Here is a 13,716-nt window from a genome sequence, read left to right on the forward strand (position 1 = left end):
CCCTTAAAACGCCAATCTTAACATCGCCTTAACGTTTTTTGCTGCGTTTTTTGAATTTTTGCACCTCTCGACGTTTACGTTCTTTTTGCGCATCCGTCATGGTATTGGTGCGACCTGCATAAGGATTGGCGTTTTGTTTAAACTCAACCCGAATCGGGGTACCTTCAAGCTTGAATACTTTGCGAAATTCGTTTTCTAGGTAGCGACGATAACTGTTTGGCACTTGGCTGGTCTGATTGCCATGAATCACAATAATCGGTGGATTATGACCGCCTAAATGTGCAAATCGAAGTTTAATGCGTCGCCCGCCTACCATAGGGGGCTGGTGTGCAGTAACCGCATCTTGCAGAATTTGGGTCAAGCGACTGGTGGAAATATCAAACATTGCAGCATCATAGGCACGGTGAATCGATGGGTAAAGATTGCCAACACCCGTCCCATGAAGCGCAGAGATTAAATGCACTTTTACATAAGGGATAAAGTTAAAACGTCGATCCATTTCAATTTTGACAAAATTCTTTTGGTCTTGGTCAAGCCCGTCCCATTTATTGATGGCAAGTACCATCGCGCGACCTGCTTCTAGAGCGTAGCCCAACAAGTTCAAATCCTGATCGGTAATGCCTTCTTGCGCATCAATGACCACGATGACCACATGGGCATCTTTGATGGCTTGCAAGGTTTTTACCACAGAAAATTTTTCAACTTTTTCATCAATACGTCCACGGCGACGCACGCCCGCGGTATCAATCAACACATAATGTCTGTTGTCACGCTCGTAAGGAATATAGATACTATCGCGCGTGGTACCTGGCATATCAAAAACCACCACACGTTCTTCACCAAGCAAGCGATTGACAAGCGTAGATTTGCCGACGTTGGGTCTGCCAATGATGGCGATACGTAAGCCATCAGGTGCTTGTTCTTCTTGGTCATCGGTGGGCATATTAGCAGTGACGGCTTCTAATAAATTGCCCACCCCACGTCCGTGACTGGCTGCCATGGGAAATGGTTCACCAAAACCTAACGCATAAAATTCATGAATCGCCGCTTCATGGACGCCATCCATTTTATTGGCGGCTAAAAACACGGGCTTGCCAAGGGTGTGAAGCTGTTTGGCGATGACTTCATCGGCGCCTGTGATACCTGCGCGCCCATCAACCACAAATACAATGATATCTGCTTCATGGATAGCGGTATGCGATTGGTGCGACATATAATCATCAATGGTGCCGTCACCTTCATCCACTTCGCCAATACCACCGGTATCGATGACGATAAAGGATTTTTCTTCAAAGGTTGCATCGCCATATTGACGGTCGCGGGTCAGACCTGCCAAATCAGCAACCAAGGCTTGACGACTGCGGGTCAACTGATTAAATAGGGTGGACTTGCCAACGTTCGGACGGCCAATCAAGGCAACAACTGGTTTCATAAATTTAATTTCCAAAATTTTAAACAAGCAAGATTTTCAACAAGCAAGATTTTAAACATGCTTGAAAAATTCATTATTTCTATAACTTAACAAACCCAACATCGCGCTGCAATGCTGGGTTGCCATTTAAACTCACACTTTTATCAGTATGGGCTGCTAACCCAATCACCAAAACCGCTAAATGCGTCAACAGTTTAACAATTAACGATTTACTTGCCAAACACTAAATGCGCCATTTGCGCTTTGGGCAATCAGACGGTTATTGATAAACTGTAATACCGCCACGTCGGATTTGGCCTGTTTTCTGTCAACCAGTGCCCCTGAGGTGCGGTCATATACATGCAAATAACCCATGGCATCACCAACCACCACATAGTTACCGATACTCACCGCGTTACTTAAGCCACGATAAGACAAGTTATCGGTTTGCCAATTAACCGTGCCTGTCATTTTATCCATCGCTACCAATTCGCCATCGAGCGAAGTGGCGTAAACTTGGCTAGCATCTGTGCCGACTGATTTTAAGCTCGCCAACTCTTTGACAAAACTAAGCTGCTGGGAAGCCATATCAGCAGCGACTAACTGACCGCTATAAGACACAACGTACAGCATATTGCCATCTAGTACGGGGGTGGCATCTACATCAGAAATTTTTTCGATATCACTACTGCCTTTGCTAATACCAAAACGTTTTGACCAAATGGGTACGCCATTATCGATGTTTAAAGCATGGATACGACCATCGGCTGTCGACACCAGTACCGTATTGCGATTGAACAAAATCGGCGTGGCACTACCGCGAACGCTTAAATTTGGATTTTGGGTGTTAAAAGTCCAAATAGGCGCGCCAGACTCTAGCGACAGCGCACTAATTTTACCATCATTGCCAAGGGTGATGACACGGTTTTGGCTGATTAGGGCAGGGGATAGGGTTGCGGTGTCCAACGGCGTTTTCCAAATAACTTTGCCAGTCATTCTGTCTAACGCAATGATGACCCCTTTGCTGTCACTGACCACGGCTACGCGAGATTGTTCATCTAGCGCCACCCCTGACATTAGGCCTTGCTTGAGCTTGGTACTCCAAAGCACTTTGCCTTGCCCATCAAACGCTTGCACGCTACCGTCTGCTAACGCATTCACATAGCCATTGTTGTCATACGCCACGCGAAAGGCGGTAGGTTGCTGGCTGATGGTGGTTTTATTGCGCAAACTGCCAAAGCGTTTGCTAACTTTTGTATTACTGCCTTGACTAAACAGTGGGGAAATCACATTTTGACTGCTAGCGAGTTTCACAAGTGCGGCAGGTTTATGGACATTGTCAGATTTTTTAAACTTGTCACAACCTGTCAGGGTCATCGCTACCACCAAGGCGGTTGCAAATACGGCAGGTTTCATTAAGTTTGTCGATAAGGGTGTCGATTTTGTTGTTGTTATGGTCGTCATTGTTTATCTCGTAACGTACGGTGAAATTTAAATATTGCCATTTAAGAGTTTTGTCAGGTTAAGATTTTTTGCCTATTTTTTAGCTATGTGTGCCTATTTTGTGCTTGACGCAACTGCGGGCGCAGATGCGATTGCTGCAGCAGGGGCAGTTTTTTCAGCTTGGGTAGGCTTAGCGAGTACGCCCCCAGTTAAATCAGGTTGTTTGACGCTTAAGCCTAGGCTTTCCATTTTGATACGTAGCAATGCACGGTCTTGGGGGTTTGGGTTGTTTTGATTACGTTGTTCAATCAATTGCCAAGCCTTTTGATAATGAGTAGCCGCCGCTTTTTTATCACCTTGTTGGTTGGCAATGTCCCCCAAAATCTCAAGTTTACTGGCTTCAAAGGCAGCAGGTAAGGGGCTTTGTAAGCGTTTTTGTGCCGCATCCGCTTGATTGTCTGACAATAGCACTTGTGCTTGGCGCAAAATGGCAATGGCTTTTAGCCCATCATCCTTGAGCGTTAACTGAGATGCTTTTTGTAGCGTTGCCGCCGCCGCTTTTAAATCATTTTTATCGGTTTGCTGTTTGGCTTGCAGCATCAAGGCTTGCCATGTATAAACCGAATTATCATGGTTAGCCACAAATTCGCCCAAGTCTTTGTCCAAATTGGTTTGCGCCGTAGTCAGTTGCGCTTGTGCTTTGGTATCGCTGGCAGCTTGGGTGGTTAGGGTCTCAATGTTGTTTTGGTCGCTTTGAATTTTGGCAAAATCGTTCGCCGCTGCGGTATCTATATTGCCGCCATGCTTTTGCCAGTAAGTCCAGCCAAAATAACCCGCTAATACCAATATAATAGCGGATAAAATATAGCCACCATATTGTTTAAGCGCGCCTAAGGATTGCTGTTCATCATTTACTAGCTTAGGTTGTACGTCTTTAACCATTACATAAAGCCTTTCAAAAAATTACTGATATAAGTTACCCATCAAATTTGGCTCAATCGGATAGATTAGATAAAATCTGGATTCTCGCTAAAAAGCATGTCACTCGCGACCGTAATTTGGTCACCGGTTGCCATTTTTTTGATGGTAATTTGCTGATTGGCGACTTCATCTTGCGCGATGATCACTGACAATTGCGCACCTGATTTGTCGGCTTTTTTCATTTGCGCTTTTAAACTCGTGGCACTCGCCATTTTCACGCGAAGATTTGAACGTCGTGTACGCAGCTCATGGGCAAATTTGATCGCATCGGTGTAAACATCAGGATGGGCGACCACAAATACATCACAGGCCGGCGTTGCCTCAAACGGCTGTACCTTTTGCATGAGTAACAACAAACGCTCAAGCCCCATGGCAAAACCTACTGCAGGCTCGGAAGCGGCTGGTTTATCACTGCCAATGGATTTGATTTGTCCGATAAGACCGTCATAACGACCCCCAGCACATACTGTCGCTTGGCTACCCAACTGGTCAGTCGTCCATTCAAATACGGTTTTATTGTAATAATCTAAACCGCGTACCAGTTTTGGATTAATCACAAAATTGATGCCGACTGCTTTAAGATAATGTTGCAAGGCTTCAAAATGCTGCTGGCTTGCTGCCCCCAAAAAGTCAGCAAGCTTTGGGGCATTCTCTAAAATTTGTTGGGTGTTTTTATCTTTACTATCCAAAATACGTAGTGGGTTGGTGGTTAAGCGGCGCTGACTATCTTCATCTAATTGAGATTTTTTATCGGTTAAAAAATCCACCAAGGCTTTGCGATACGACAGTCGTTCGTCTATCTCACCCAAGCTATTAATCTCAAGTTGCACCACATCTAAAATACCCAATTTTTGCCACATTTGGTAGGTCATGATAATGAGCTCAGCATCAGCATCCGCCAATTCACTGCCAAAACTCTCAACCCCTAATTGGTGAAACTGACGATAACGGCCTTTTTGCGGTTGTTCATAGCGAAACATAGGACCAATGTACCAAAGTTTTGGATTGTCACCCCGCAATAAGTTATGCTCCACCACGGCACGTACCGCGCCTGCCGTGCCTTCAGGGCGTAGCGTCAATGCCGTGGGTGGGTTGGATTTGTCATAAAAACTATACATTTCCTTATCGACAATGTCAGTGGCATCGCCAATCGCACGGGCAAATAGCTGGGTTTCTTCAACGATTGGGAGGCGTATTTGCTCAAAGCCAAATTGATTGAGCACATCGACAAGGGTGCTTTCAAGTTGGCGCCATTCGCTCGATGGGCGCGTAGATTCTGTCTCAATATGTAAGATATCATTAAAACCTTTAATGGATTTTAACATGGTCAATTTCCCAAGAATGCAAACTAAAAAATAAACGATACAAAAATTATTTAACCCGTAAAATTTCATTGGCGCGCTGGGCTTCACGCTCAGCCACTTTTTGACGGACCATGGCTTCAATCTCGTCAGCAAGCTTGGTGGTATCAATCAAATGTGATTTTTCCCCATTTTTATATACTAGGCTATTTGGACTGGCACCCACCACGCCGATATCCGATTCTTTGGCTTCCCCTGGACCATTGACTTTACAGCCAATCACCGATACATCCATTGGTTCACGGATATCCTCTAGGCGTTTTTCTAAGTCCATCATCACCCGAATCACATCAAACTCTTGGCGTGAGCAGCTGGGGCAGGCGATAAAATTCACCCCATTACTACGGATACCGAGGGATTTTAAGATATCAAAACCGATTTTAATTTCTTCTTCTGGCTCAGCAGCTAGCGAAATACGCATGGTATCGCCAATACCTTCTAGCAGTAGTCCGCCTAAGGCAATGGCAGACTTAACGGTACCGGTGCGGTACACCCCCGCTTCTGTCACACCTAGATGCAAGGGATTGTCAACTTGTGCAGAAATCAACCGATACGCATCCATGGTTAAAAACACATTACTGGCTTTGACTGAGATTTTAAATTGGTCAAAGTTATTACGATCTAAAATATCAATATGGCGCATCGCCGACTCAAGCATGGCCTCACCTGTAGGTTCGCCATATTTTTTTTGGATGTCTTTTTCTAGCGACCCCGCGTTTACGCCAATACGCATACTGATGCCATGATGTTTGGCGGCGGCAATCACTTCACGCACCTTTTGTTCATTGCCGATATTACCTGGGTTGATACGTAAGCAGTCTGCACCCGCATCAGCCACCGCCAGTGCAATTTTATAATCAAAATGAACGTCTGCTACCAGGGGCACAGCGACTTGTCTTTTGATTTCAGCAAAGGCTTTTACACTTTCCATCGTTGGCGTGGAGACGCGCATCAGGTCAGCACCGGCATCGACACAGCGCTGAATCTGTGCCACAGTGGCATCGACATCACAGGTATCAGTATTAGTCATACTTTGCACACTAATGGGGGTGTCACCGCCTACTGCGACATTACCGACGTAGATTTTTTTGGTGAGTTTACGTTTGATGGGGTTATGCGCTGACATAGGCGTTCCTATTATTATAACTATTATAACGAATGATTTAGCGTATTTTTAAAGTGATAAGCCGTTAAGGTTTTAACGTAAAATTGGCTTTATCGTTTTGGGCATAATTGCTTAATTTAATCGGTTGTTTGTTCAAATCCAAGCTCACGTTGCTGGCTTTGTCGATATTGACTTGAAACGGCGCTTGACCTGTCAATTGGTAACTACCGCGTGCTTGCTCGCCATCTAAAATCGTATTGCCTGTCGCATCGACAATGGTGATTTTGGTGGTGTCTTTCACAAAAATGTCAATCGAAGCTTTGGCACCAGCTTGTCCTGTCGCTGCTGTACCACTGGCGTTATCAGCACTCACCGCGACACCAGTAATGGCAGATCCGGTGGCGGGTAACCCACTAGCAGTTACTGTGTTTGTCACAATCGCTGAGCCTGCATTGTTAAGCGACGCACCGCTGACTTGGTCTTGGGTTGGCATACTGACAACAGCGCTAGCAGGCGCTTGGTCAACCGAGTCATTATGTGCTTTGCTAACTTTATTAAAAATAAAAATCGCCAGCCCCAATACCAATAAAATCCCACCAATGACAAAAGGGTTAATACGCACACTGGGACGCGCTTCACGATTAAGCGTACCCATCGGCTGCATCGGGGCATTGATGACCGTGGCATATTTTTGTTTGAGGGTAGCGGGGTACTGGGCATCAAAACTTTGCGCGACCAGATTTTTATCCAAACCCAAAAAACGCCCATAGGTAGTGGCAAAACCGCGCGCAAAGGTAGGCTGTGGCAAGGCGTCAAAATCATTGGCTTCAAGCGCCCGAAGATGACTTTTTAAAATGAAAGTTTTGGCAGCCACATCGTCAATCGATAAGCCTTTTTTCTCACGGGCTTGTTTAAAACGCTGACCCAACAGTTGGGTTGTGTCATGAACAGGGGTAGAGTTTTGTTGATTGTCGGTGTTATTGCTGTTTTCCATCTTATTTCCAAGTTGACGTTGGGGTTAAAAGTCCAGAACGAATCTGCTTTGCTTCATCGCTAAGGGGATAGCGGTCTAAAAGCTGCTGCGCTAATTTTTGCATTTCGATAGGATTGTTCGCAAGTTTGGCAAGCCTAATCCCTTGCGATAAAGTGCGCGGGTCAAGGTTGGCTTGACCAATAATTTTAACCAAATCATTATACAGTGCCTGCGCCTCCAAAAATTTGCCATCGGTCAATAAAATATCAATCAGCTCTGTACGGGCGACGATGCTTTGGCGATTGGCATCGAGTGCTTTGATAAATGACTGTATCGCCAGTGGTTTGTTTTTGACCTTTAATGCTGTACGCCCTAAATTCTCTAACGCACTGGCACGACCGTCATACCCTAACGCAGAACCGGCAATTTGAAACTGGGCAATCGCTTCTTGGTTACGACTAAGTTGGGCGAGATAGACGCCATAGTTGTTGTTTGCTTGACTAAAGTCAGGATTGAGGGCGATAGCATTTTTAAAATAAGCTTCGGCTTTTTGCATATTGCGCGGGCTGCCTTCTTGCTGCAATAACACGCCCATCATATCATTGGCTTCTGCTGACTTTGGATAAGACTTTAATGCACTTTCTAACTGTCGTTTGGCATCGTCTAATTTACCACCACGAATATATTCAGCGGCAATCGCGGTGCGAATTCTGGCGATTTCTTCTGGATTTTTTTCCCAACGACTGGGGTCACTGGCAGTAACTGTCTGCGTGGTGACTTGTCGGGTAGTGGTACAACCGGTTAGACAAATGGTGAGGCTTGAAAGGCCAATCATACCTGCGGCAAAAACCTTCGATAAAAAGTTTGATTTGCCAGGCATTTTATCGTCGTCTATATCGTTGTCGTGTAATTGACACAAAATAGCCGGTTGACTGTGGTATAAATGAGTTTGACGTGAGTGACATGGTGGCATAACAAACTTACTCATAATCAAATGAACTAAATTGAATAATTAAAAATTTTGACAGTCGATAACCAATTTTAATTGTCGATAAAACCCAATGGCAAAAACAAGCCTATAATTAAAAATGGCTATTACTATAGCAAAAAAACCTTGATAACACCAACCGATAAGGCTAACTTGCGCCTTTATCACGCCAAACTATTATAATGATAAAAGATTTAATGAGATGCTTTAGATTGTAACGTTTTGGACACTTTTTCTTGCCACTGTTTTGCTCGGCGGGTCTTATCGGTCACTTGTCCAACCAACTGTCCACATGCCGCATCAATGTCATCGCCGCGGGTTTGGCGAATGGTACAGACAAAGCCTGCTTGGTTCAAGATATTGCTAAACGCATGGATGCGATTGTTACTAGAGCGTCCGTAAGGCGCATGCGGGAACGGATTAAATGGAATTAAATTGATTTTGCAGGGCAAATCTTTGAGCAGATTGACCAGCTGACGGGCGTGCTCATCCGTGTCATTGACGTCTTTTAACATCACATATTCGATGGTGACATGCTTTTTATGACGGGGATTTTCGTCATATACATAAGATTTGGCGGCGGCTATCAGCTCTTTGAGTGGATATTTTTTATTGATGGGTACCAGTTCGTTCCGCAGTTCATCATTGGGTGCATGTAGGCTGATAGCAAGTGCTACATCAATGTCTTTGGCGAGCTCATACATCTTTGGCACGATGCCCGATGTTGATAGAGTAACGCGGCGTTTAGACAAGCCAAAACCAAAATCATCGAGCATCAATGACATACTGGCTACCACAGGCTCATAATTTAACAGGGGTTCACCCATGCCCATCATCACCACATTAGTGACCCGATTTTCACGTTCAGTGACAGGCACATTTTCCATATAAGACTGGTTGGCAACCCACAGCTGTCCGATAATTTCGCTAGGCGATAAGTCCCGCTCGAAGCCTTGTTTACCGGTGCTACAAAACGAGCAGTCAAGCGCACAGCCGACTTGCGAGGAAATACATAAGGTTTTACGTCCAAATTGTTTGTTATCGTCAGCTGGGATAAGTACAGTTTCCACCAGCGAGCCACCTGCTACTTCAAACACCCATTTGCGGGTGCCATCTTCGCTAAATTGTTTAAACTTGACAGTAGGTGGGGTGACAGTTGCCACTTCATCCAATGTTTCTTGTAGTTTTTTGGACAAATTCGTCATTTGATAAAAATCGGTCACGCCCAATTGATAAATCCACTTCATCACTTGGGTAGCGCGAAACGGTTTTTCGCCTAGCTTGGCAAAAAATTGTCCAAGTTCAGCCTTACTCATGCCAAGTAGATTGGTTTTGTTGGTTTGAGGTTGAAAATGTTGAACAACAGGGATTTTTTCGGTCATAGAAATAGGTTTGGTTGTAGATAATCAAACTTGCTATTATAGCAATATTTAATCAAAAAGTCATGATTAACTGGAGATGAAAATGGGTATTTACCAAGTTCGTGTTGAAGAAAATAAAGATTTTGACTTCATTCAAACATTAATTCAATTTGCGTTTGCCGATGCAGAATATAGCGACCATCAAGAGCATTTTTTAGTGCAAAAATTACGAACAGATACTGCCTTTTTGCCAAATTTAGCTTTGGTTGCGTGTGATGAGCAGGGCAATATTGTTGGACATATTATGTTTAGTGAGGCAATAGTGGATAAAACGAAAGTTTTGGCACTCGCCCCATTGTCGATAGCGCCTACCAATCAAAATCAAGGAATCGGTACAACTTTGATAAACGTTGCTCATGAGCAAATCAAAAAATTAGATTATCCGTGTGTCGTTGTGTTGGGACATCCAAATTATTATGCAAAGTTTGGTTATGAATCTGCCGAAAAATTTGGCATACAAGCTCCGTTTGAAGTGCCTGAAGGTGCGCTTCGAGTATTGCTATTAACGAATGATATACCAAAGGGTGTGATAGAATATGCTAGAGCATTTTTTTAAGATTAGTAAGTAATTGGACTATATATTTTGACACACTCACTTTTAACCGAAGCTGCTCGTTATCAAGTTGAAAATTTTGCCCAAATTGGCATGGCGAAATGGGTAAAATATCGACAAATCAAATAGCGACGAATCAAATAGCGATAATAAGAATTATCATGATTAGGCATAAAAATGCCAATAACCACTTCCATTCAAGCGAAACAAAATCAACCGTACGACGAGCCACTCTAGCAGACCAATGGGGCAGCTGATAAACCACTTCGCCATTGACATACCTACCGCCTCGATACCAAAGTTTAAGCTGTTTTAACATATGTTTATGCCCATTTCTATGTCTAAATCTACATCTAAATCTAAATCTATGCCTAATAAATTGATGAGTATGACACTATTAAACTTCTATTGGGTTAAGTCTATATGACAAACAAATAAAAAATCGTAAAAATTGATATAAAAACTCACCCGATTGTTTAAAAGAGGGGGAATTGCGGATTTGCACTAAATACGTGATATTTTTCGCCAAAGCACGAGTGATAAAAGTTATAATATTCCCCCATTTTTGAGCCCATCATGCTTTTTTATTTATGTGCAACCATCCATTGCTCACTCCCCTCAATATCGGCGACCAGACCATCGCCAACCGCATCATCGTTGCGCCGATGGCAGGCGTCACTGACAAGCCTTTTCGCATGCTAGCTAAGTCCTTTGGCGCAGGGCATGCGGTGTCAGAGATGATGACGTCTGATGCCACTTTGTTTGCCCATCACAAAACGCTGTATCGTGCCAATTTTGACGGTGAAATCGCGCCTATTTCTGCGCAAATCGCTGGCTCAGACCCAGAAAAAATCGCCGAAGCCGCTCGCTATCAAGTTGCCAATGGGGCGCAAATTGTCGATATCAATATGGGTTGCCCCGCAAAAAAAGTATGCAAAAAGCTTGCCGGTTCAGCGCTACTCAAAGATGAAGACTTGGTCAAGCGACTATTGGATGCCACGGTCAATGCAGTGGATGTACCAGTCACGCTAAAAACCCGTCTAGGCTATGCCAATGGCGAAGAAAATATTTTGCGTGTGGCAAAAATGGCAGAAGCGGCAGGTATCGCCATGATTGTGATACATGGACGCACCCGCGAAGATAAATATCTAGGCAGCGCTCGCTATGAGTTAATTAAAGAAGTCAAAAATCTTCTCACCATTCCTGTTATTGTCAATGGGGATATCGACAGCCCGCAAAAGGCCAAACAAGTATATGAGCAAACAGGCGCCGATGGCATTATGATTGGGCGAGCAGGGCAAGGGCAGCCTTGGATTTTTCGTGATATTGCGCATTATCTAAAGACTGGTGAAATCCTGCCCAGTCAAACGATGGATGAGTTAAAAGAGATTGTATTGAGCCATTTGCAGGAGATTTATGCGTTTTATGGTGAATACTCGGGGTGTCGTATCGCTCGTAAACATATTGCTTGGTATACCTCAGGCATTGCCAATTCCAATGCGTTTCGCCAAGCCATGTATGAAGAAGATACCACCGCTGGACAGTTTAACGTGGTCGCGCGGTTTTTAAAGACCGCGGAATTTGATTAAAACCTCTACTATAAAACAGTCAATCGTAGCGCGCTTATGACTTTTTAGAAACAAAGATTCGCAAAAAGTCATGATTAATGAATTTAGAATCTGTTAAAATTTTACTGAGTCTCTGTGATAGACCGATATCAAACAATAACCATATACGATTAATCAAATTATAAGGAGTCAGCGATGGCACAATTACGAATTGGCGACACGGCACCAAATTTTGACGCACAAACCACCGAAGGGAATATCAATTTTTACGATTGGCAAGGTGATAATTGGGTGGTTTTATTCTCACATCCGGCAGACTTTACCCCAGTTTGTACCACGGAGTTAGGACGCACGGCATCATTGGGTGATGAATTCAAAAAGCGCCATGTCAAACCGATTGCTTTATCAGTCGATAGCGTCGAAGATCACAAAGCTTGGGCGGGCGATATCTCAGAAACCCAAGGCTGCGAGGTGAATTTCCCCATCATTGCAGACGCCGATAAAAAAGTATCGGAAGCTTACGACATGATTCACCCAAATGCGTCAACCACGCACACGGTTCGTAGCGTATTCATTATCGATCCACAGCATAAACTGCGGTTAACTTTCACTTACCCAGCCGCCGTAGGTCGTAACTTCAATGAAATTTTACGGGTGATTGATGCCTTGCAATTGTCAGATAATTATGGCATTGCAACGCCAGTTGAGTGGCAAGACGGGGACGATGTGATTATCCCGCCAAGCGTCAAAAATGAAGAAATCGCCGCGAAATTCCCAAAAGGTCATAAAGAAATTAAGCCTTATCTACGCACCACGCCACAACCGAATAAATAACTGTTTATGTTAAGACTGTTTATGTTAAGTTTAAAATCAAAAACCTAGTCGCTTGACTGGGTTTTTTTATGCCAACTCTCCCATTAAATATACTCAACTAAACTTAAAGGTACTGAACTAAATTTACAGAACGGATGCTGAGTAACCATAAATATTTGGCTAAACTTCAATTAATGGCGTAATAATGGATATAAAGAATGATAAACAATCAAGTTAAAGGTAGCTTTAAAACCAGCGCATTGCTCATGCTTGCCCTGACGGGTTGCCAAACGGTGAATACTAACCCATCAGCCCCTAGTGAAAGAGTGCCATACGTGCAGTTGCCCATCTTTATCGGCTCTACCCCCACCACTAATTCTTTACAGAGTTATGATTGGCAGCTTAACAATATCAATAGCACAGACCCGATTACGTGGAATGGTTCATACTTGCAAACACAGAATGGCAAAGTCACGCTAAACTTTAACCAAAATCACATAACCTATAATGTAGGCTGTAACCAACTATCAAATCAATATAGCCTAAGCAAAAATACCATGCAACCCATTGGGACAGGTATTAGTACTTTAATGGGTTGTGGTGAATTGCAAGCACGGGAACAATGGCTTGCTAAACAGATGCAAAGCCCAAGTGAGCTACAAATAATGGAAACTCAAGTAGATGCAGTATTGTCGCAAACCACGGCTGATGGTAGCTGGCTTCAGTGGGTAGGTAAATTAAAGCCTGAAGTAAAATACGGCAAAGGGGAAACCGTATTTTTGGAGGTCAAACCCAAATGGCAGTATTGCGACAACGTCACCGATAAAAAGTGCCTAGAAGTGCGCGACATCAATTATGACAATCAGGGACTAAAAACAGCGGTGGGTCAATGGTATCTTCTCGATGCGCCCATCATGGGTTATCGTCATGATGAAAGCGCACAGCGGGTTTTACGCTTGACTCGCTATCGCACCCCACCGACCGATACCAAAGGCTATGGCAACTTGTATGTATTAGATAGGATTATCGAAAGCAAAGCACTAGATAAATAATAAAGGTTTATCAACATAAAAAAGCGATGGCTAAACTTAATTAACCA

The 13,716-nt window shown here is 43.8% G+C and carries 12 protein-coding genes; 4 read left to right on the forward strand and 8 right to left on the reverse strand.

Annotated elements, in window-relative coordinates:
- Positions 1-28: 28 nt before the first annotated feature.
- The 8 genes from der to rlmN all read right to left on the reverse strand — a co-directional run bounded on the left by der (position 29) and on the right by rlmN (position 9,644).
- A complete protein-coding gene (gene der / locus RTN07_RS03955) occupies positions 29-1,432 on the reverse strand; it encodes a ribosome biogenesis GTPase Der (protein WP_312175909.1) in 1,404 nt (467 codons plus the stop codon).
- 201 nt (positions 1,433-1,633) lie between these two features.
- Positions 1,634-2,875 carry an outer membrane protein assembly factor BamB gene (gene bamB / locus RTN07_RS03960; protein ID WP_312175912.1) on the reverse strand — a complete coding sequence of 414 codons (1,242 nt, stop codon included), beginning with the start codon at positions 2,873-2,875 and terminating at the stop codon, positions 1,634-1,636.
- Between the two features lie 93 nt (positions 2,876-2,968).
- Positions 2,969-3,796, reverse strand: a complete 828-nt coding sequence (locus tag RTN07_RS03965; protein ID WP_138018122.1) for a YfgM family protein — start codon at positions 3,794-3,796, stop codon at positions 2,969-2,971.
- 65 nt (positions 3,797-3,861) lie between these two features.
- Entirely contained in the window at positions 3,862-5,160 is a 1,299-nt protein-coding gene (gene hisS, locus RTN07_RS03970; RefSeq protein ID WP_007115374.1) for a histidine--tRNA ligase, read from the reverse strand.
- 46 nt (positions 5,161-5,206) lie between these two features.
- Positions 5,207-6,322, reverse strand: coding sequence for a flavodoxin-dependent (E)-4-hydroxy-3-methylbut-2-enyl-diphosphate synthase (ispG, locus tag RTN07_RS03975; RefSeq protein ID WP_050325766.1), 1,116 nt, complete (start codon positions 6,320-6,322; stop codon positions 5,207-5,209).
- Between the two features lie 64 nt (positions 6,323-6,386).
- On the reverse strand, positions 6,387-7,295 hold the full coding sequence (locus tag RTN07_RS03980; protein WP_050325767.1) for a RodZ domain-containing protein: 909 nt from the start codon (positions 7,293-7,295) through the stop codon (positions 6,387-6,389).
- Between the two features lies 1 nt (position 7,296).
- The gene (gene pilW, locus RTN07_RS03985) at positions 7,297-8,154 is read right to left on the reverse strand and encodes a type IV pilus biogenesis/stability protein PilW (protein WP_312175916.1); all 858 of its coding nucleotides are present in this window, start codon (positions 8,152-8,154) and stop codon (positions 7,297-7,299) included.
- Positions 8,155-8,456: 302 nt separating this feature from the next.
- Complete coding sequence (gene rlmN, locus RTN07_RS03990; RefSeq protein ID WP_312175918.1) at positions 8,457-9,644, reverse strand: dual-specificity RNA methyltransferase RlmN; 1,188 nt, start codon at positions 9,642-9,644, stop codon at positions 8,457-8,459.
- 82 nt (positions 9,645-9,726) lie between these two features.
- Here rlmN and RTN07_RS03995 point away from each other — a divergent pair, with 82 nt between their 5' ends.
- From RTN07_RS03995 to RTN07_RS04010, 4 genes are all read left to right on the forward strand, one after another.
- The gene (locus RTN07_RS03995; protein ID WP_312175919.1) at positions 9,727-10,239 is read left to right on the forward strand and encodes a GNAT family N-acetyltransferase; all 513 of its coding nucleotides are present in this window, start codon (positions 9,727-9,729) and stop codon (positions 10,237-10,239) included.
- A 587-nt stretch (positions 10,240-10,826) separates the two neighbouring features.
- Positions 10,827-11,825, forward strand: a complete 999-nt coding sequence (gene dusB, locus RTN07_RS04000; protein WP_312175922.1) for a tRNA dihydrouridine synthase DusB — start codon at positions 10,827-10,829, stop codon at positions 11,823-11,825.
- A 174-nt stretch (positions 11,826-11,999) separates the two neighbouring features.
- The gene (locus tag RTN07_RS04005; protein ID WP_007115366.1) at positions 12,000-12,638 is read left to right on the forward strand and encodes a peroxiredoxin; all 639 of its coding nucleotides are present in this window, start codon (positions 12,000-12,002) and stop codon (positions 12,636-12,638) included.
- Positions 12,639-12,835: 197 nt separating this feature from the next.
- Positions 12,836-13,669, forward strand: coding sequence for an META domain-containing protein (locus RTN07_RS04010; RefSeq protein WP_312175925.1), 834 nt, complete (start codon positions 12,836-12,838; stop codon positions 13,667-13,669).
- The last annotated feature ends 47 nt before the right edge of the window (positions 13,670-13,716 follow it).

The sequence above is a fragment of the Moraxella sp. CTOTU46934 genome (assembly GCF_031979465.1).
Taxonomy (GTDB): domain Bacteria; phylum Pseudomonadota; class Gammaproteobacteria; order Pseudomonadales; family Moraxellaceae; genus Faucicola; species Faucicola tetraodonis.